Origin of the sequence: Chitinophaga sp. SYP-B3965 (assembly GCF_009647655.1) — a bacterium.
Lineage (GTDB): Bacteria > Bacteroidota > Bacteroidia > Chitinophagales > Chitinophagaceae > Chitinophaga.
In genome coordinates this window covers 488397-508737 of record NZ_WJFD01000004.1, presented here as the reverse complement: position 1 = coordinate 508737, position 20341 = coordinate 488397, and the positions used below count along the sequence as shown (strand labels likewise).

Genomic DNA, 20341 nt, shown 5'->3' with positions numbered 1-20341 from the left:
TTTTCCTTTAAGATCGCCTATCTTGACATAGGCTCAAGATAGGGTCAGTGTAGGCTATCTTTTAATACTCCCAATAAGGAGGGTGTCAGCTTCCCAAAAATAGACACCCCCGCGGCCCCATTCTCCAAAGCCAGCTTAATCCCCTGCCGAACCTGCTCGTCATCCCCCTTAAAATCCGGGAGGTATAGCCCCGCGTACAACGGAAAACTCCCATGTAACGCCTTCACCCCTTCCGCCACCGCATCGCCTATCCATTTCACACTTTCCCGGTAAAAACCATGATAGATCATAGGGCACACAGCATCCAGGGGCCAGTTCACCCAATCCTGCCGCACAATACGTTTAGCTATTTCCGGTGTGGGAAATACAGCTGCCGTAATGGGTTTCTTATGTTGCTTAGCTACAGACGCCATATTCCGCACCACATTGGTGATGCTGTCATAACGGAACTTACGCCAGGAAGGACTTTGATCCGGATGTTCTATTTCCAGGGGATCAACGCCATAGGCACTTTTGTATTTACTGCGACAGGTTTCACAATAACAGAAATCATATTCCGGCAGCTCCTTAGACTGGTCGATCTTATAATTCTCCCAGAGGTTCACCGGCAGGATCACATCTACAAAGCGGATATAGTCAAGATGAATGCCATCTACATAATCTTTCGATAATATTTCCTCTGCCTGTTTCTTCAGATGTTCTACCACGCCTTCCTTATTCGGACAAAGAAAACGGTAATAACCAACATAGGGAGGATGCGTGGCGCAGGATTCTCCTTTCCTGTTTTGCGAATACCATTCCGGATGATTGGCGAGGAGGTCTTTATCTCCCCTGTTCATTGTCCAGAACCAGCGATGGGCAGCAATACCCGCTTCCTTCGCTGCTTTGAAATGCAGCGGACTATCCTCCTCAAAATAGATCACGCCAATGCCGGCTTGTTTATAGCTCTGGTAGCGGGGTTTCAGATCTGCTGCCGTGTCTTTATGATCCGGGTTGATCCATACCCTGTGCTGTACCTTTTTGGGCGGAACAGGTGGAACAGGCACTGCAGAGATCAGGGTGGAGGGTTGTATAAATGCCAAGCTGCCGAGCCCCAGCGATTTCATGAAGTCGCGTTTATTCATGGCGTGATGTGATTTTTCCTTCCTGGTTAATAATAGTGATGAAACCGGCTTCACGGATGGAGGCCGAGAATTGCAAAGTAGTGCCCTCTATAACGGCAACAGAATTAATGCCCAGGGCATTCGTATCCTTTGCATAACATTTATGCTGTTCCCAATATTGCTTTTGCCGATAATAGATATCCCACAATTCATTCATGGCCGCAGTGGTCGGGGGCTCTGAAAAAGCAGTGGGACGTTGCACACTGAATTGCAGATAACCCCAATGCTCAGGTGCATGCATATTAATGATGCCCTGAGGGGACCATACCCAATTATATTCAGGTGTACGCGGCCGCTTGGTATACATCCCATCCTGGATCTCAAATTGCCATTGCACACGGGAGAAGTTGATCCGCCAGATACCACCTTCTGCCGGCACGGTCCGGCGGCTGTAAAAACTCAGTGCCTTAAAAGGGATGGCCATTTCCACCGTCCAGGAAGTATCCTTGTCTGTTGGGTTATTCAATGTTCCGTTGATCTGCACCGCCGTACGGAGCCCTTTTGTATCCCAGTTAAGCATAGCCTGCCCCCCGTTGCGATAGGGCTTTACCATGAACAGGTCCATGACCGTATTGAGGGCATTGATCTCTATTTCATAGTATTGATGCGTATCTCCGTCCGGATCAATGAATACTTCGAAGTCGTTATCATGAAAGATGATAGTATCCCGCTGGCGAAGGCGTGCCTGGATATGCGGCTCTTCCAATTCTGCCAGTACGTAGAGGTTTTGATCATCCCATTGCATTTTTACCCGGGTACGATAGAGCGGAACAGGCTTAACAGCACCTTCAATATCCACAAAATCGGCCGTCCATGGGATGTTTTGCCAGTCTGGGGTAGCCCCTGTGGTACGATAACAAACATAATGCCTCGGCGCTTGCCCACACACGGAGAAAGCTCCGGCCAACAACACGATAAATATTAAACTAAAACGATGCATGGGCTAAATATAACCATTCAGCCCCTTTTTCTGTATCATTTTGGATAAATGACCGGCCAAAACTTAACATTGGGTATATTAACTTATTGTTAAATTTACAGTCCTTCACTAAACAAGACATGAATAATGGCCAAGTCCAAGAAAGAACCAGTTAAGGTTAAAAAGAATGCATTACGTGAGCAGATTGCTACCACGCTCGAAACTACTTTTACAGATCTGAAAGAATCAGTAGGAGAAAAGAAATTTGCCCGCCAGGTGAAAAAAGCGAGTAAAGTATTAGCATCAGGAGCCGTGAAAAAAACCAGCAAAGTAGCCGCCGCGCCTAAAGCAAAAGCAGCAGCGAAAGCTAAAACTAAAGCACCGGCAAAAGCAGCGAAGAAGAAATAAACTCAACGCTTCCCTTTGAACGTAGCAGGAGAAACTCCCAGCTTATATTTAAACACTGTTGAAAAATAAGCTGGTGAGGAAAATCCTGTTCTGTAAGCTACCTCTGCCACAGAAATATGCTCATGTAAATAATCCCCGCTGCCGCTAATCCCGTAAACATGAACCACGGTATTGTTTGTTATGGAGAAATTCTTTGGGACATGCTCCCTTCCGGCCCTCAGCCTGGTGGAGCTCCCATGAATGTTGCATACCAACTGCACAGACTGGGAAAACATCCTGCCATGATCAGTCGCATCGGCACGGATGAAAGAGGAAAAGAGTTGATGAAACTACTGCAAACCAAAGGCCTGAATACCGACTATATTCAAGTGGATGAAGAAGTACCTACAGGTATCGTACGTGCAGAGCAACATGCCAATGGGGATATGTCCTACGACATTGTTTCCCCCTCCGCATGGGACCATATTACAGCAGATGAAACAACAGCAGCACTCGTAAAACAAGCGGAGTATTTTGTTTTCGGCAGCCTCAGCGCCCGGCACCCTACTTCCCGAAACACCCTTTTCCAATTACTGGAAACAGCACACACCAAAGTGCTGGACATCAATCTGCGCACACCACATTACACCCGCCCGCTCATTGAATTGCTTTTACAATATGCGGACATCCTCAAACTGAACATAGATGAACTGGAACTGGTCACCAACTGGTATGGTAATTACAATAATACAGCAGACCGTGTATCCCTCCTCCAGGATAAATTCGGCATCCACCGTATGATCGTTACCATGGGAGCAAAAGGCGCCCAACTACATCTGAATGGCCAGATGTATACTCATCCGGGATATGCAGTGCCCGTAACTGATACGGTGGGCAGTGGAGATGCTTTCCTCGCTGCCTTCATTTCCAAAACAATAGACAAAGCAGCACCGGAAGAACTACTGGATTTTGCCAACCGGCTGGCAGCAACTATCACCACCTACAAAGGCGCCATGCCGGATTATGATCTCAAAGAAGTGGATTCCCTTTTTCGTTAAACCCACACAGTATTTTATTATATTGTAAATCATGAAGATCATCTGGACAGGGGTATTATGCCTCTTTACACTATTCCACGCTGCACATGCCCAGGAACTAAGCACCGTATTCAAAGCTGCTAAGAAGTACCTGGTACTGCCGGTAAAGAACGGCGCACCCAAACACAACGTGGAACTCTGGATAGACGGAGAAAAGGAACGTTACCTGAATATAGAACTGGCAGACGGAGAACCGGATTGGCTGGCCTACCTGGATATCAGCGCCTGGAAAGGAATGGACATTGAACTGCGCGTAGATAAATACAAAGCAGATTCCAAAGCCTTTAAACCCGTGTTGCAAAGTGACGAAGACAATAACGCACTGCCTCTCTATAAAGAAAAACTGCGCGGCCAGTTCCACTTCTCCCCCAAACGCGGCTGGACAAATGATCCAAACGGCATGGTCTATTTCAACGGAGAATATCACCTCTTTTTCCAGCACAACCCCTACGGTCGTGAATGGGGAAATATGACCTGGGGCCATGCAGTAAGTAAAGACATGCTGCACTGGAAAGAAGTGGGCGATGTCCTCCACCCTGATAAATTTGGTACCATGTTCAGCGGAAGCGCCATTGTAGACAGTTTCAACACCAGTGGTTTAGGCAAAGGTGCAATGGTAATGTTCTTTACTGGAGCAGGCTCCTGGGGCCAGGGCCTTGCCTGGACTACAGATGGCCAGACCTTCAAAAAACTGGACCGTACCGTAGTGCACCGCATCAACAAAGACAATCGTGATCCGAAAGTGATCTGGTACGAACCCACCAAAAAATGGGTAATGGTATTGTATGTGGAAAGAGAGAAAGAACAACACAGCATGCAATTCCTCACCTCCCCTGATCTGAAACACTGGACGAAAACCAGCACCATCAATGGCGGCATCGGCAACGACCGCTACCTCTTTGAATGCCCCGAGTTCTATGAACTCTCCAGGAAATGGGTCCTTATAGGAGCAAATAGTGAATACGCGATCGGCACATTTGATGGCACCACCTTCAAACCTGAAACAGAAAGACTAAACGGCCAGCACGGCAGAGATTTCTATGCCTCTCAAACCTTCAGCAATGAACCAACCGGCCGGCGTATAGAAATTGGCTGGTGGCGCACACACACCAATAAAGAGAACATGAACTTTAACCAGGCAATGAGCATCCCCCTGGAATTAAAGCTGGCACGCACACCACAAGGATTAAGACTTACGCGCACACCGGTAAAAGAACTGGAAACACTTAGAACGCAAACCCACACCATTAAACCGGCACGCCTCAAAGAAGGCAGCGCAAATCCTTTATCAAACATTCATGCAGAACTACTGGAGATCAGAACAACCATTGAACCCGGAAAAGCAAAAGAGATCACATTAGATATTCATGGCCTGCCTGTAGTGTATGACGTTACAAAACAACAATTACAGATAGATGGTGTGAAAGCAACTGCCCCTTTAATAAATGGCAAACTGGATCTGATCTTATACGTGGATCGTATTGGAGTGGAAGTATTCACCGCAGACGGCTTGTTGTTCATGCCGGTGAATGTGAATATTGATACTAGTAAGAAAACATTATCCTTATCCGTTAAAGGAGGAGAAGCCTCCCTCAAAAAAATGACGGTATACGAATTAAAGAGTACCTGGTAGTATTGTAAAAGGAGGCGTAATTACGCCTCCTTTTATATTTTGATAGTCGTTCTTAAGTTTTTAGCCCAGTCCATCAGCAATTGCGCTTCCGATGATGTCAGCTTAGCATTTTCATGCATCCACAGGTAAGAATCCAAAGGCATGGCTTTCTTCTCTATCATCTCCACTACTTCTTCCAGTTTATGATCTGCCTTCTTAGGGGCGTAAGTAGCAAACTCAGAAAAGTTCAATTCTCTTTTACCCTCTTTAATATGATGATCTAACCACCAGGCCATCGGTTGATAATTACTATACCAGGGGTATTCCGTGTTGTTGGAATGGCAGTCGTAACAGCTGCGTTTTAATATCGTTAATACGGAATCAGGCACCGCATATTTAGTAGTGATATCATTTACGGGCTGTGCTGCAGATACATTCCTGGCTGGTTTAAAAAACTGGATCACTATAATTATAGCGAGCAGTGCAATCATAACTTTCCTCATACGTCAGATTTGAACAGCTATGATACCATTTTTTATGGGAATTTTCCGGTTTTTTACCGAAATTCAGGTAGCAAAAGAACCCCTTTTGTGCTTTTCAGCCACCCAATAAGCCTTTATGATCATCTGGCTGCTACTCACGCCTCTTTCCTTCAGCAATTTTCGAAACACCTGTATCGAAGCTGCCTTTCCCGTAAGCACATATGTCATCTCCTTATGTAGGGTGTGTTTATCCAACGCAGCTACTATATTACCATGATGTTTATGCACAACATCGACCTGCATCTCCAGTTTGCCCAGTACTTCCCAATTCGCTTCATCCAATTCAAAAATGCCGGCACAAGGTACTTCCTGCATAATGGCTTTACAGGTGCCAATAGAAGATTCATCTCCAAAAAAGAAATGATCACCACCTTCCCGATATAACTTCCGCCCTCTCGGAATAAGCATCTTTGTACTATCTCCCACTTGCAGGTTATCCGCAAAAGCACTTCCCGGCCCATTGCCATGAATATGAAAAATGATCTCGCATGTATCTTTAGTAAATACAACCGGTGTGTAATCTTTGTGATCCAATGCACTCACCCTGAAGGATACCGCATAACCAGGAAAACAATCTGCCCTGGACAGATCCCCAGCAAAACAAACCCTTTTCACTTCCCGGCTTAAGTATTCCACGTGCGTAACTGTTACCGTCAGAAACTTAGACGCCATCAGGTTCTCCACTGCATCTCCCATCCATTTAGGCATTCTTGGCATATAGCTGATTTATACTTTGCAAAGCACGTTGGAAATCCCCTGCACAGCAATAGCGGAATAAAAGGAAAGGTTGGACTATTTACGGTATTTCTTCCGGAAAGCCAGTGGAGGCATGCCTTCCGATCTGTTGAACACCCTGGAGAAATAGGTATGGTCTTCAAACCCCAGATCATCTGCAATCTGTTTGATGGTATTGTCTGTGTAGAATAACAGCCGCTTTGCTTCCATGATCACTTCCTCCTGTATCCAGTGACTAACAGGAAGACCAGTAGTGGCCTTTACAGCCTCATTTAAATAAGAAGGGGATATATTCAGCGCCTCCGCATAAGCAGAAGGGCGTTTCATGTCTTTGTAGTTGCCTTTCAGCAAACCTTTGAACTGGCGGGTGATGATCGTTGTCCGGGAGTGTACCTCGTCCCCGCTTTCATCCACTGCAGAAAAGATACCTGCAAATAAACCTATCACCACATCTGCCATAGAGCGTTTCACCAGGTATTGATCGGGTTCCTCATGTAAACTTGCCAGCACAGCAAAACAGCTGTCCAACCGTGCTGCCGCCTCTGCTGAAACGGCAACCAGCGTCGCGCTTTCTTCAAAAACAGCCCGAAACTGTTCCTGTACCAAAGCACCATCCACCGCCAGGAACCATACCATGGCATCTTTCATAGAAATCCCATAATGCACCTGCCCCGGAAGGATACAGAGAATACCGCTTCCGCTGGCTGACAGTTCTTTAAAATCTATCATCATACGGGTAGCTCCCTTCTGCTGGAAAATAAAGATGTAATGATCGTCCCGATGCACCTCGTTGATAAAAGAGGCTTCCGTTTCCCCCAGTTCCTCCAATTGCCTTACCTCAATACCCAGGGTATTGTTGTCGAGAGAATGTGTGGGGATCGTGCTTCTTTTAGCCATTGAAGCAAATATAATTTTTTCAATACATTTGCCATCACATACCAATTAGTATTTTATGTCCAAAGCAGCTACTACCCGGTTAATGATCTTGCAGAAAGCTTTCGAACTGATCTATGCAAACGGCTACCAGGCTACGAGTATAGATGACATCATCACCAATACCGCTGTTACCAAAGGCGCTTTCTTTTACCATTTCCCGAATAAAGATGAAATGGGTCTGGCCATGATCAACGAGGTAATGTATCCCGGCATGCATGCCGCCATGGTATTACCGCTGATAAATGCAACCAACCCCATCCTGGAAATTTATAAAATGATGAAAGGGCTCCTGATAGAGAATCCGCATTTCATTGTAAAGTATGGCTGCCCTGCTATTAACCTGATAGAAGAGATGTCTCCCCTCAACAGCACCTTCAATAAAGCACTTTCCAAACTGGCCAACCAATGGCAGGAAGCCATTGAGCTCACCATAAGGAATGGAAAAGCCGCAGGGAAAGTAAGGAAAGATGTGAATGCAACCCAAACCGCTTTCTTTATCATGTCCGGCTATGGTGGTATCCGCAACCTGGGAAAACTGTATGGGAAGGACTGTTACGGCGTTTACCTGAAAGAGCTGAAACGTTACCTGGCCAGCCTTCAATAATTTTTTCCTATAAAACATACCAATTAGTATGTTTTTGCCTTTATATTTGCAGCATGTACCAGATACTGCTATACATACATTCTTTATTCCGCTGGCTGGTCCTGCTCAGTCTTATATATTCAATCTATCGTGCCTGGCGGGGATATATATCCCATAGCGCATTCACCGGAACAGATAATTCCATCCGCCACTGGACGGCTACTATTGCACATATTCAATTAACGTTGGGGGTTGTATTATACTTTAAAAGCCCTTTTACCAGAGCGTCCCTGAAACATACGCTGCAAAGTATGGACCTCAGCTTCTTCAGCATCATCCATCTCTCCATGATGGTCGTTGCTATACTGCTGATCACCATTGGTTCTGCTTTATCCAAACGCAAAACAACAGACCCGGAGAAATTCCGCACCCTGCTTATCTGGTTCTCCATTGCCTTACTCATCATCCTGCTTGCCATCCCCTGGCCATTTTCACCATTTACTCACAGACCGTATTTCAGATTATGAGAACTAACATCGGAAGATTACGCATCATAGGATTCCTGGAAGGCATATCCCTTTTACTCCTGCTCTTTGTGGCCATGCCCATGAAATATATATTTCATTATCCGGAAGCCACCCGCATCATGGGAACCATCCATGGCGCCCTGTTCCTGCTGTTTATTTTTAATACCCTGAGCGTGGGTGTAGAACAACGCTGGAAGTTTAGGACCACCACCTGGAAGGTATTACTGGCCTGCATCATCCCTTTCGGCACATTTTATATAGACAGGAAAATTCTTCGTTTTTGTAAACAATAGTTTAGTATATTTATACAACTCTCTAAACTATTCGTTTGTATGCAGCATCAAAACAGGCGGAACTTCCTGCAAAACATTGCGTGGGGAAGTCTCGTGCTTACACCACTCAGTCAACTGGCGGCTATGCCGGTTAACCGTAAACCAAAGATCAGGTTTGGCATCTGCGCAGATGTGCACCAGGATATTATGCATGATGGAGAAGCACGCCTGAAAACTTTCATAGACGACATGAAAACACAGCAAGTGGATTTCATTATCCAGTTGGGAGATTTCTGCCGCCCTTACGAAAAGAACCTTCCCTTCCTGAAAATATGGGACAGCTTCCCTGGCCCCAGATACCATGTGATCGGCAACCATGATAACGATGGCGGTTTTACACATGAACAGGTGATCAGCTACTGGAAAGCAACGGGTGCTTATTATTCATTCGATCAGAACGGTTATCATTTTGTGATATTGAACGGGAACGAGAAGAATCCCTCTAAAGACAGGCCGCCAGGATATGCACGCTACATTGGCATTGAACAACAGGACTGGCTGGAAAAAGATCTCAGGAACACGCAGCTCCCCACGATCGTTTTCTGCCACCAGGGTTTGGATAATGATATGGGAGGAATAGAGAATGCCACACAGGTAAGATTGATCCTGGAACGGGCAAAGAAAGTACAGCTGGTATTCAGTGGTCATCACCACCTGGATTATGTGAATGAGATCAACGATATCTTTTATGTGCAGATCAATAGTATGTCCTATCAATGGCTGGGAGATGATTATGCCCGTGTACGATATAGTAAAGAGGTGGATGAAAAACATCCCATGATAAAATATACGGTGCCCTACAAAGATCCGATCTATACCATCGCAGAAATAGATCATCGTGGCACTTTCTCTTTGAAAGGGTCCAGCACTTCATTTGTTGGGCCATCCCCAAAAGAACTGGGGATGACCAAACATGATATGCCTTATGAAATTGTGCCGTATATTTCTGAACGTAAGATCAAATTAGTCTAACGCGTAAAACTGCAACCGCACAGGACCTAATAAACCAGACTTCCTTATTAGTTTAACGTATAAAACTGTAACCGCACCAGTCCTGGCAAACCAGACTTCCTTATTAGTCTGCTGTATAAAACTGTACCCGCACCGGTCCAAGCAAACCGGATTTTCTTAAAGGATAATCCTTATCAAATTTCTTCACATTCGTTTTGGTGAACCGCTTGTCCGCAGGCAGGTAATTATCCCCTATGATCCTGTTGGGCCAGAGGTTCACCACGCGTAACTCCAGCGTATTTTGCCCTTCCTGTATGTAAGCAGAAATATCTCCTCTGAAAGGATGCGTCCACCACACACCTGTATGTTTCCCATTGATGATCACTTCTGCCAGGTTATACATTTCACCCAGATCAAGGAACGCCCTCTTCTTCAACTGTGCTGCACTCACTGTAAATGTCTGATGATACATCGCCGTACCGGAATAATATTTGATCCCTGCATCTGCATGATCGGCCCATGAGATCAGTTGGTTGAATACGGTACTTTCCGGCCCACCCCATGCTTTGGCAAAGTTCACCTTCCAGGGACCAGTAACCGTTATACTTTCCGGTGTACCGGAAATAGTCTTTCCATCTTCCATCGTAATGAAAGGCGCTACCTCAAATGTATCCTTAGGAAACACCGGAGGTATCTTGTTATTTCCGGCGTTGCTTTTCCGGAATACTACGAACACGGAGCCGAAGGGGTCTAAGAATAAAGGCATTTGTATTTTATGATCGCGTGTGTCAAATACCGTCTGTGGAATGATGGTACCCTTATCCGGATTCCATAACTCCGGCACTTTGCCATCTATACGGAAAGTAGTGTTGATGTACTCCGCCCGTTCATTCCTGTTCACTACATAATAGATCTCCGCATCCGGTGTGGTACGATGAATGTAATCGATGAGTGCTCCCGGCTTACGGCTCTCATAAGCAAAATCAGGCCCCTGCCCTTTATCCAGTAATACCTGGCGAATGGTTTTACCATACACCATCTTTCCTTTTCCGTAAGTATGTTCCGTAACAGTGGTGCCATTGATATCACCCCATACTGCTGCAGCCAGCTCCTGTACCTTTTGCTCCGCTGTTGTTCTGTCTTTCAATCCAACAGTGGTTAAAGGTTTAGGACCAATGATGGTAGCCCCGTCTTTTACCAGTTGCGCCAGTTTCACCATTACATCTGCATTCACTACTTTCCATTCCGGCAACGCCAGCACTTCATACCGCATACCATCCGGCAACACGATCCTGCCATCCACTACTTTCATGCGCGTAAGGATCACTTCAGAATTGCAGACATCATAATCATATCCTTCACCCAGCTCAGGGTTGATGTGTTTCAAAGGAACCTGGTTCGGAACATTATCGCCATAATAATAACATACATCTCCTACAAACAATCCACGGGAAAGCATATAAGATACCCGGCTGTTCCATTTCAGGAAAGCAGGTGCCTGCTTCCACCAGGTTACGTTCGGATTAAAATGCGTACCGGCAAAATATTCATTACCCGGTATACCGGCACTTTTGGGTGAATGCGTGAAAGTATGGATCACCAATCTGTTCAGCCCTTCACAATAGGACCTGTCCAGCGTAGGTTTCATAAAAGCAAAATCCTCTTCCCAATGAGGGCCAATGCTCGTAGGTCCTTCCGCCTGCACAAAACGTTTCCCGTAAATATGCGCAGCAGAAGCTGGCTGCTTTACGAAGATGCGGCGGAAATCCTCTACCCTGTGCGTTTTTGACCTGATCCAGAATTCACCCATCGGTACAGCATTCAATCCCAGATTCTTCAAAGCATCGATCGGTGCAGGATGCGGCCCTCCACTTTCTGAGTGAAGCGCCATGCCATCTTTCTTCGCCAGTTCATCAAATCTTTTATAGTGATTCTCCCAGATCACATCAGCAATAGTCCTCCTGAAATCATAGAGGAAACGATTGGAAACATCCCTGCTTTCAATGATCTTTCCGGTAAGCACCGGCAGGTATTTTTTGATATCGTATCCGTTCTGTTTGGAAAAAGCATCCAGGAAGGTGGGTGTCCAGTTAGAGGCGCCCAGCTCCCAGCTATCATCATGCAGATATTTCAGGCTCACATTCTTATGACCTTTGATCAATGCAGTCACTACCTTATCATACTGCACATCCATCGCTTCCTTACTCATGTAATCGATCGCCAGACCGCCGCCACCCGGGCTATGCGTAGATACTTCAATACCAGTACCGCTATATCCAAAACGCATGATCTGGTAATTACCGGCCGGTACATCCCAGCTGACATTTCCCTGTGCATCTACATAATTGCTGATATCTGTTACATTATCTAAAGAAGCATTGGCTTCATGCGCCGGAGAAACTTCTTCTTTCATGAAAAGGTTCCAGTCGTATCCCAATCCGTTCTTTGTCATGGGGATCGAATAAATGCTATGCACCGCTTTGATCTCCATGTTCTCCAGCGGTTTCACCTGAGCACTGTTCTCATTCAGTTTCACCGCCAGCACGGCAATAGGTTTATAATAATTTGCTTTATCCAGCTTGCGCGGCATGGGCAAGGTCATATTTAATTTCCGTGGTCCTTGTATCATGGTATCACTCCATACCAGTTTTTTGGAAGCCAGTTCCGGCGTAACCCATGGTCCGCCATCATTCCAGCCACTGCCAATGTTCAGGCTGATCTCCAGGTTCAGGCTGTCTGCAATATCACAAGCGTAATGGAATAACGCTTTCCATTCAGGCCCCAGGAATAAGGGACCGCTCTGTGTCTTTTCCATTTTCTGATAAGAGGAAGAGCCTGCATCAAAAATAATAGCGCCTTTGATCCCTGCTTCTTTCATGGCAACGAGGTCGGCAAAAACACCTTCCTTCGTTTGATACCCTTCCAGCCACCACCAGAATACACGGGGTTTGGCTTCATCAGGCGGATTCAGGAACCCCATGGCGAGGTCCTCGTTTTTTGATTCAGTTACTTGTTTACTATTGGTGCATCCGTTAAAGAGGCAGATGAGACCTGCCCATATCAATATTTTTTTCATTACTCCTGGTTAATTGTTATTTCATGCATGCCGCTACTCACGCCTGATAAAAAATAAGCTCCCTTAGAACCGGAAGATTTAACTGTTTTAGTATCCAGCATCACGCTGAACTTGCCCTGCGTAAGTTTCGCAGGTAATACTACCTGTGCAGTAGTATTGGCAGGGATGGTTACTTTCATCACCAGTTTCCCGGCTGATTGCTCATATGCCACCAGGATATCTCCCTTGATGGTGGGTACTTTTATCTTAGCCCAGGGCAGATCGCCCGGCTGTGGTTTTATACGGAAAGAAGACCAGCCTGGCGTCAGCGGTTCTATGCCCATCAGTTTACGGGGAATGATATTAGCGGGCACAGCACCCCAGGCATGGTTCCAATCCTGGTTGGGTTTGTATTTGTTATCCCATGCTTCCATCGTGATGGTACTACCGGCGCGGATCATATTATACCAACTGCGTACTGCCTGTGAGGCCAGCAGGGAAAGTCCGTATTGTTCATCTCCGGCATCATATACCGCATCCATCAGGAACTGGCTGCCATACACGCTGCAAGCCATTCCGCGGGAACGGATAAAATCCCCCACTGCTTTACGGTGTTGTTCCTCCACCAGTCCAAAAACCATGGCGAACATATTGGCATGCAGGGAAGCATGTGTTGTACTGCTTCCATCCAATACTAATTTTCGTTTTGCATCCCAGAATAATTTGCGGAAAGCTTTTTTTACCTGCTCTGCACGGGCGGCAAACATACTTTCATCCGTTTTATTACCCAATGCTCCTGCCATCACCTGCATATCCCGCAAAGCTTTATAGTAATAGGCGTTCACTACAGCATTATGGTTCGTAAAGATGAAACCATCTGTTTCACCTCCTTCTTCATTTCCTAATCCTAAAATGCCCGTATGTGGCCAGTCCACAATATCCCTGAGTGCATTGCCATTAAAGTGAATAGACTCCAATAGTGCAGGAGTTTGCCTTCCGGTACGGGTACTGATCAATCCGCTGGAATCTTCCAGTGGCATCAGCAGTTTTGCTTTCAGGTCCGTATAGTTATGTCGCGCAGAACGGATGTCTCCTGTATAGAGATAATCATTATAAGCCATTAATACAGATTGCAGGATCCACTCCGTGGGCCAGGTAGCATGTTGTAATAAATATTCATGCGAGCTCCGTGCAAGACTATATTCACGGTCTGTAGCATAGTGCCCGAGTTGGTTGATATAAGCATCCGCTTCATAGGGAATACGTTCCCGATCACCATCCACATACACCCCTGCAAAAGAAGTAGCCTTCATACTGTATTTGCATAATTCCCATACCGCATTCAGCGTAGTATCCGCACTTTGGAAATCGGCAGCAGCATCATTAAAAGGATAATGCACGGCAGCGCGGATAACATCCGTCTGTTGCAAAGTGCCGCTATAACCTTCCAGTTCACAATACCTGAATGGCAATACCTCTCCAATATAGGCTGGCATTTTAATCGCCTGCGGCCCTGTGTTCCGTCTGTCAGGATTTATTTGTACCTGGTAGGTATGTGTTCCTGCACGCAAAGGCAAACGGTAAACCTGGTAGCGCATACTACCACCCGGTTGCCGGTTAATACTGCCATCTGCTTTTATCACTTCGCCAAGATGTACGCTTACCGTATCAGTGTCTCCTTTGGCAGACAAGCGTAATTTCAATTGTCCAAATGCTGCTTTCCCGAAATCTATCCGGTTGTTCTGCACAGTTACCGGGAACTGATCTGTTTTTTGTAACGGATATTTTGCAGTAGCATAATCTACCATCACGGAATCTGTAAAGAATATCGCAGGGCTGGAAAACCGGCTCTCCTGGTCTTTTTCATCCCAGATCTGCACCATCCAGTAATAAGTTGTATTTGGCTTTAGTGCATTACCGGCAAATACAACACCGGCAGATTGTGCAGATGTTACCTTCTTTGAGTCCCATACATTCCCCTGGTTTTCCGGATTTTCTGAAACAAGGATCCGGTAAGCTGTTTGTTGTACCGGCGCACCTCCAATAGCCCAGCTAAAAGCAGGCTGGCGGTTAGCGATCCGTACAAATTGCCCGCCGGAAAACCGCCGTACCGGCTGTACAGGATATCCGTTCACATACTGCTGATCTGTATAAGCCAGCAGATCACACATCAATTTTTCAGGCACAGCCTGTTGGGCATAACTTTGGATTACACTAATAACTAAAAAGAGGATATAAACGATCTTTCTGCGCATGGTATGATAATATAAGCCGGAGTAAAGGCACTCCGGCTTTTTTTAATTACAATATAAGTAATGATTATCTCTGCCAGCCCTGATTTTGCTCCAGCGGCTCATCTTTATTGGTATCGATGACCGTTTGCGGGATAGGCCATAAATTATAATTGAAAGTAAGCGTAGCCTGTGCTTCAGGCCAGTAAGCGTATTTTTTGATACGGTCTACTGCAATGGTTCCACCCATCCGCAGTAAAGTATTCCAGCGGCATTCTTCATATACCAGTTCACGGGCACGTTCATCCAGGATGGTGTTGAACTTATCATCCATGTCTGCTGCTACTACCCTATATGTACAGTTTGCACGTTCTCTCAGCAGGTTCACATCCGCTGCTGCGCCAGGTTTATCACCACTGCGTTGTTTAGCTTCCGCACGCAGCAGGATGGTTTCAGACAAACGAATAAAATAATCGTCTCTGAACAGGTTGCTCATGTTCTCTCCGTCTGCCACACCGGTATACTTATCTGTAGCGATCTTACAGGATACTGGATAGCAAATGCTCCTGTTGTTCATATTGGTAACCGGATCTGCACTGCCATTGTACAGCACACTCCAGGGAACGATCTGGCCGAAGTAAGGAGAGCTAGGCACATTGCCGATAAAGTTTCTTTTGAATACGATATCTGAATTGCGCATATCTGCTGCCCACTTGTCCGCATATATTTCATCACGGGTGTACATCGTAGGTATCATCTGAGCAATGCCCCTTCCCCCTACATTCTCTGCAGTTCCGGTCAGATGATCTTTAGCACCATCACGGAAAACAGGGCTGTATGTACGGGAATAAGGCAGTTTGGATTTACCATCTTCTGCTCTGTAAGCTGCATAATCGATCTGTATGGCCCAGATGCATTCTTTATTACCATCCTGGTAGTTCACGTTCTTTTCCTGGAAAAGGTCCCAGTACACATTACCCTGCGCTTCTGCGCTTCTCGCGCCAAAACGGTTCTTCATCAGGGAGAATGTACCACCGTCTATTACCTTGTTGCCGTAAGCGATGGATTGTGCAAATGCAGCATTTGCTTCTGTTGTTTTTGCTTCTGCCGCCAGTTGTGTACCCAGGGCAAGATAAAGTTCGCAAAGGTTATGTTGCGCTGCGCCTCTTACCACACGGCCTCCGGCGGTTGTTGTAACAGGAAGGTCATTTTCAATAGCCAGCAGTTCATCGATGGCGTACTGGTATGTTTCTACGCGGGTAGATCTTTTAAAATTATACTGTGGCGTAGTGGATGGCACTGTAACAAGGGGCACACCGCCAAAAACCTCTCCCAGGTTACGGTAAGCAAATGCACGGAAAAACCTGGCCTGCGCCAAAGCATATGCTCTATCAGCCGGGGTAGCCCATGAGATATTTGGAAGGTCAGTAGCCCATATCGCCAGGTTAGCTTTGGCGATCAATTGGTACCAGGTGCTGTAAAAATTATAGAATGTTCCATTATCCGGATTGATAAGGCCATAGTTATTGAAAGTAGCTGCCTTTCTGATACTGGCCACATCGTACATATCCGTTCCATTACCGCGGAATACAAAGATCCAGGTTTCTTCCGCCGGGTTGGCCCAAAGGTCGCGCAGCTGGGAATAGATGGATACCAGTGCCTGGTCTATCTGGGCGGAAGTGGAAAAAGCATTTTCAACCGTGTAGAAAGTAGATGGCTTTTCCAGGAGGAAATCCTTATCCGATTTACAGCTGATGATCCCTGACAACAACAGCAGCAATGCCCCGGTAGTATAATGATGATGAATGATCTTTTTCATGTTGAACTCGTTGAATTTGGATTAGAAACTGATGTTGGCGCCAAAAGAATAAGATGAGGGTACCGGAAAGATATTATCTCGTACCCTGGTACCTTCCTCCGGATCTCCGCCATGCCAGTCAGTAAAAGTGGCCAGGTTTTTTGCACTTAAAAAGAATTTCGCAGCATTAACATGCAGGCTTCTTAACAGCCCTGCATTCACCTTATAAGAAAGTACAACGTCCTGCACTTTTACAAATCCGCGTGATTGCAATCCCATGAAACGTCCATCTCCTGCAAAGTAAGCAGATGGGTATACATTACTTTTGTTCTCAGGTGTCCAATAAGGTTTGGACGTCATATTATCATTAAAACGCGCCGTGCCTGAAGTAAGGTAGGCCGCCTGGTTGTCCCTCAGAAAATAGCCATTGCCGCCAAATGTACCGGAAACCATCACATAGAGATCAAAGTTTTTATAATTAAAATTGTTACTGATGCTCATCCTGAAATTTTCATTCTGATTTCCCAGTATCTTACGATCAGCAGCAGTGATCCCCGGTTGCTTGTCAATATCCCTGTATTTAGGTGCACCAGGAGCAGCACCTGTTAAAGCTATATACTCCGCATCATCCGCCTGCACAATACCAATTTGTTCATACCCAAAGATCGGATCAAGCGGATAACCGATAAATAAATTATTCGCCAGATCATCATCTTCTTTACCATCCTTATTCAGATCATCTCCATACAAACTCACCACGCGGTTCTGATTCTTCCAGAAAGTAAGCGAAGTGTTCCAGCCCCAGTTGCTCTTTCTTACATTCACTGATCTTACCGTTACTTCAATCCCCTTATTATCTACCTGCCCCATGGAAGTTTTCATGTTTTTGAAACCTGTCATTACCGGGATGCTGCGGGTGAAGATCTGGTCGGTAGTTTGTGAACTATACAGATCTACATCCACAAATAATCTTTCATCCAACCAGGCAGATTCAAACCCGGCGTTCCATGCAGCAGTTTTTTCCCAACCCAGGCTTGAGTTGCCCAGTGCATTCTGGAAGAGGCCATACTGGATCGCACTACCGGTATTGGTGAATTGATACCTTACACCACCTGAATTACTATTAGCGATGGTAGAGAGTGTGCCATATGGCGCAATACCCTGGTTACCGTTCTGGCCCCAGGAAAGTTTCAGCTTCAGGCTGTTCAGTTGCTTAATGCCTTTCATGAATCCTTCATTAGAGATCCTCCATGCAACACCAGCTGCAGAAAAGTTCGCCCATTTGTTATTCGCACCAAATACAGAAGCCCCGTCGCGGCGATAAGAACCGGTGAAGAAATATTTATCATTATAGGAATAACTTAACCGGCCCAGGTAACCGATATTAGCCCTTTCATAAGGCTTTGTATCGCCGTTTTCCAGGTCTACTTTCTGTACAGTGGCCTTATGAAGACCATACATACCCAGTGCAGTGTTACCATTTGCGGCAAAGTCAGACCCTATTCCTCTCACCATTTCGAATCTCTGGTAATCCCTTGTAGCCACAAGCGTAGCGTCTATACTATGTTTCCCGAAATCCTGCTTGTAGTTTAAAATGTTATCTACTACATAACTGTAAGTAGAATTATTATTAATAACGCCATTCGCGCGGGATAAAAACCCCTGGATGGCTGCAGGGGAATAACGGGCGATGCCTTCTCCTTCTGCAATAAAATTAGATTCATAAGTAAAATCCCCGCTTTGGTTCCTGTCCTGGTTCAGCAGGTAATTCAACCGGTAAGTAAGTCCTTTTACCCATGGTGCTTTTAACAAAAGATGGGAATTGAGGCGATAATTATTCCTGATATCCTTGTTATCGCGGGTACCGTCATTCACGCCCCATAAAGGGTTCACAGCAGATTGCGTATAAGGGTATTTTTCCAGGTTCCCCTTGTCGTCACGGAACATCACGCCATATGGAGACATGACCTGTGCTTCACCGAGATTAGCGGCCACACCGGAATAATCCCTCCTGGAAAAGCCCCCATCTACACCCACTTCCAGCCAGGAAGTAATATTTGCGTTCAGCTTTGCCAATACAGAGATCCTTTTAAAATCATCTCCTTGCACAATACTTTTGTTTTGGTCAAAGGAAGAGGAAAGATAATAGTTCACATTGGACGTAGCACCTGATACAGACGCCTGGTAGCTTTGAATAAGACCAGTACGGGTAGACTCATCCAGCCAATTGATCTCTTTTCCGGCATCCCTGTTAGCTACTTCTCCCGGTTTCAGCCAGTTGATGGAGCCCGCTGTATATTTATTCCGTGCGTTCACTACACTTAACCATTCTTCTCCTTTCATCATCACCGGCATACGCTGCCAGGTTTGTAACCCTGTTGATGTATTGAAAGAAATAGAAGGTTTTCCGGAACGGCCTTTTTTAGTGGTAATAGCAATTACACCATTAGCAGAACGGGAACCATATGCAGCCGCAGATGTAGCATCTTTGAGGATATCAAAGCTGGCAATGTCATTTGGATTAATATCTCCAAGGCTACCCAAAAACACAGTTCCATCCAGTACGATCAGCGGATTATTATCACCACTGATAGAGTTTTTACCACGTAATAGCATAGTGGGCTGATCTCCGGCGCCATTAGTGGCGCCAATGCTCAAGCCGGTTACATTTCCTTTCAGCGATTCCAGTGCGTTCAGGTTAGGAAGTGATGCCATGGGCGAATTTTCCATTCTAACAGAACTCACAGATCCCGTGAAGTCTTTCCGTTTAGCGGTACCGTATCCTATTACCACAAAGTTCTCCAGGGTGGTGGATTCTTCTTTAAGTGCCACCTTGATGCCTGTAAGGCTCTCCGGTTTTAAGCTGATCGGTTTATAGCCCAGCATGGAGATCTCCAGTTCAACTTCCGTACCATCCGGCAGCGTAAAGGAAAACTCTCCGTTAGCATCCGTGGTAGCGCCTTTGGTGCTGCCCTTCAATCGAACACTGGCACCCGGCAATGGCTCACCGGCTTCACTCGTTACCCTTCCTTTTATCAGTATCAGTGGTGGTGGCGTGGCAGACACAACAGGTGCCGGCTCATTCTTTTTACGCACCACTACTGTTTGTTCAACAATAACATAATTAAATGGCTGGCCCTGAAAACAAGCCGCCAGTGCTTCCTCAAAGGTTGCCTCCTTTAATTGCAGGGATACTTTCTTCGCATCCTTCATCAACCGCTGATTGAAAAAGAAATGGTAGCCGCTTTGCTTGCCTAATTGTGCAAACACCTTTTCCAGCGAACCATTTTTAACGTTAATGGTGATCTGCTGGCTATACCCCTCTGCACTCACCTGGAGGCACGTAATAAAGAGTAAGATGGCGGTTAGCTTCATGATCAGAAGAATTTTTCCGGTGGGCCACAGCCTGAATTGCAAGCCGCTTTCATGGCCCTTAGACCTTGTGGAATTCGTAAAACTTAATTTCATAACTT

The 20341-nt window shown here is 45.8% G+C and carries 17 protein-coding genes; 7 read left to right on the top strand and 10 right to left on the bottom strand.

Annotated features, from left to right (window positions below; all coding sequences use genetic code 11):
• Positions 1-44 precede the first annotated feature (44 nt).
• Together GFS24_RS23080 and GFS24_RS23075 are read right to left on the bottom strand one after the other, a co-directional pair.
• Positions 45-1124 (bottom strand): family 10 glycosylhydrolase, encoded by a 1080-nt coding sequence (locus GFS24_RS23080; protein ID WP_153663717.1) that lies wholly within the window; start codon positions 1122-1124, stop codon positions 45-47.
• On the bottom strand, positions 1117-2103 hold the full coding sequence (locus GFS24_RS23075; RefSeq protein WP_153663715.1) for a carbohydrate-binding family 9-like protein: 987 nt from the start codon (positions 2101-2103) through the stop codon (positions 1117-1119). Before GFS24_RS23075 ends, GFS24_RS23080 begins: the two co-directional genes overlap by 8 nt.
• 126 nt (positions 2104-2229) lie before the next feature.
• Between GFS24_RS23075 and GFS24_RS23070 the strand changes: the two genes are divergently transcribed.
• The gene (locus tag GFS24_RS23070) at positions 2230-2490 is read left to right on the top strand and encodes a hypothetical protein (protein WP_153663713.1); all 261 of its coding nucleotides are present in this window, start codon (positions 2230-2232) and stop codon (positions 2488-2490) included.
• Between the two features lie 2 nt (positions 2491-2492).
• Here GFS24_RS23070 and GFS24_RS29505 read toward each other — a convergent pair whose 3' ends face one another.
• Positions 2493-2765: an AraC family transcriptional regulator gene (locus GFS24_RS29505; protein ID WP_153663711.1), complete on the bottom strand. Its 273-nt coding sequence runs from the start codon at positions 2763-2765 to the stop codon at positions 2493-2495.
• Between GFS24_RS29505 and GFS24_RS23060 the strand changes: the two genes are divergently transcribed.
• On the top strand, positions 2649-3527 hold the full coding sequence (locus GFS24_RS23060; protein WP_153663709.1) for a carbohydrate kinase: 879 nt from the start codon (positions 2649-2651) through the stop codon (positions 3525-3527). The genes GFS24_RS29505 and GFS24_RS23060 overlap by 117 nt on opposite strands.
• 31 nt (positions 3528-3558) lie before the next feature.
• Positions 3559-5199: a glycoside hydrolase family 32 protein gene (locus GFS24_RS23055; protein ID WP_153663707.1), complete on the top strand. Its 1641-nt coding sequence runs from the start codon at positions 3559-3561 to the stop codon at positions 5197-5199.
• Positions 5200-5231: 32 nt separating this feature from the next.
• Here the strand turns inward: GFS24_RS23055 and GFS24_RS23050 are convergent, their stop codons facing one another.
• The 3 genes from GFS24_RS23050 to GFS24_RS23040 all read right to left on the bottom strand — a co-directional run bounded on the left by GFS24_RS23050 (position 5232) and on the right by GFS24_RS23040 (position 7352).
• Positions 5232-5681 (bottom strand): heme-binding domain-containing protein, encoded by a 450-nt coding sequence (locus GFS24_RS23050; RefSeq protein ID WP_153663705.1) that lies wholly within the window; start codon positions 5679-5681, stop codon positions 5232-5234.
• A gap of 63 nt (positions 5682-5744) precedes the next feature.
• Positions 5745-6437: a siderophore-interacting protein gene (locus GFS24_RS23045; RefSeq protein WP_153663703.1), complete on the bottom strand. Its 693-nt coding sequence runs from the start codon at positions 6435-6437 to the stop codon at positions 5745-5747.
• A 75-nt stretch (positions 6438-6512) separates the two neighbouring features.
• Positions 6513-7352, bottom strand: coding sequence for an AraC family transcriptional regulator (locus tag GFS24_RS23040; protein WP_153663701.1), 840 nt, complete (start codon positions 7350-7352; stop codon positions 6513-6515).
• A 55-nt stretch (positions 7353-7407) separates the two neighbouring features.
• On the opposite strand from GFS24_RS23040, the gene GFS24_RS23035 reads away from it, so the two are divergent.
• The 4 genes from GFS24_RS23035 to GFS24_RS23020 are packed head-to-tail and all read left to right on the top strand — an operon-like array spanning position 7408 to position 9805.
• The gene (locus tag GFS24_RS23035; RefSeq protein WP_153663699.1) at positions 7408-7995 is read left to right on the top strand and encodes a TetR/AcrR family transcriptional regulator; all 588 of its coding nucleotides are present in this window, start codon (positions 7408-7410) and stop codon (positions 7993-7995) included.
• Positions 7996-8048: 53 nt separating this feature from the next.
• Positions 8049-8501 carry a hypothetical protein gene (locus GFS24_RS23030; protein ID WP_153663697.1) on the top strand — a complete coding sequence of 151 codons (453 nt, stop codon included), beginning with the start codon at positions 8049-8051 and terminating at the stop codon, positions 8499-8501.
• Entirely contained in the window at positions 8498-8794 is a 297-nt protein-coding gene (locus tag GFS24_RS23025) for a DUF3817 domain-containing protein (protein WP_153663695.1), read from the top strand. The genes GFS24_RS23030 and GFS24_RS23025 overlap by 4 nt, the downstream gene beginning before the upstream one ends.
• Positions 8795-8833: 39 nt before the next feature.
• Positions 8834-9805, top strand: a complete 972-nt coding sequence (locus tag GFS24_RS23020) for a metallophosphoesterase (RefSeq protein ID WP_153663693.1) — start codon at positions 8834-8836, stop codon at positions 9803-9805.
• Between the two features lie 103 nt (positions 9806-9908).
• On the opposite strand, the gene GFS24_RS23015 is transcribed toward GFS24_RS23020, so the two are convergent.
• The 4 genes from GFS24_RS23015 to GFS24_RS23000 form a co-directional block, all read right to left on the bottom strand.
• Positions 9909-12860 carry a glycosyl hydrolase gene (locus GFS24_RS23015; RefSeq protein ID WP_153663691.1) on the bottom strand — a complete coding sequence of 984 codons (2952 nt, stop codon included), beginning with the start codon at positions 12858-12860 and terminating at the stop codon, positions 9909-9911.
• On the bottom strand, positions 12860-15094 hold the full coding sequence (locus GFS24_RS23010; protein ID WP_153663689.1) for an alpha-L-rhamnosidase C-terminal domain-containing protein: 2235 nt from the start codon (positions 15092-15094) through the stop codon (positions 12860-12862). Before GFS24_RS23010 ends, GFS24_RS23015 begins: the two co-directional genes overlap by 1 nt.
• Before the next feature lie 64 nt (positions 15095-15158).
• Complete coding sequence (locus GFS24_RS23005; RefSeq protein WP_153663687.1) at positions 15159-16889, bottom strand: RagB/SusD family nutrient uptake outer membrane protein; 1731 nt, start codon at positions 16887-16889, stop codon at positions 15159-15161.
• A 21-nt stretch (positions 16890-16910) separates the two neighbouring features.
• Entirely contained in the window at positions 16911-20243 is a 3333-nt protein-coding gene (locus GFS24_RS23000) for a SusC/RagA family TonB-linked outer membrane protein (protein ID WP_216647500.1), read from the bottom strand.
• Positions 20244-20341: the final 98 nt, after the last annotated feature.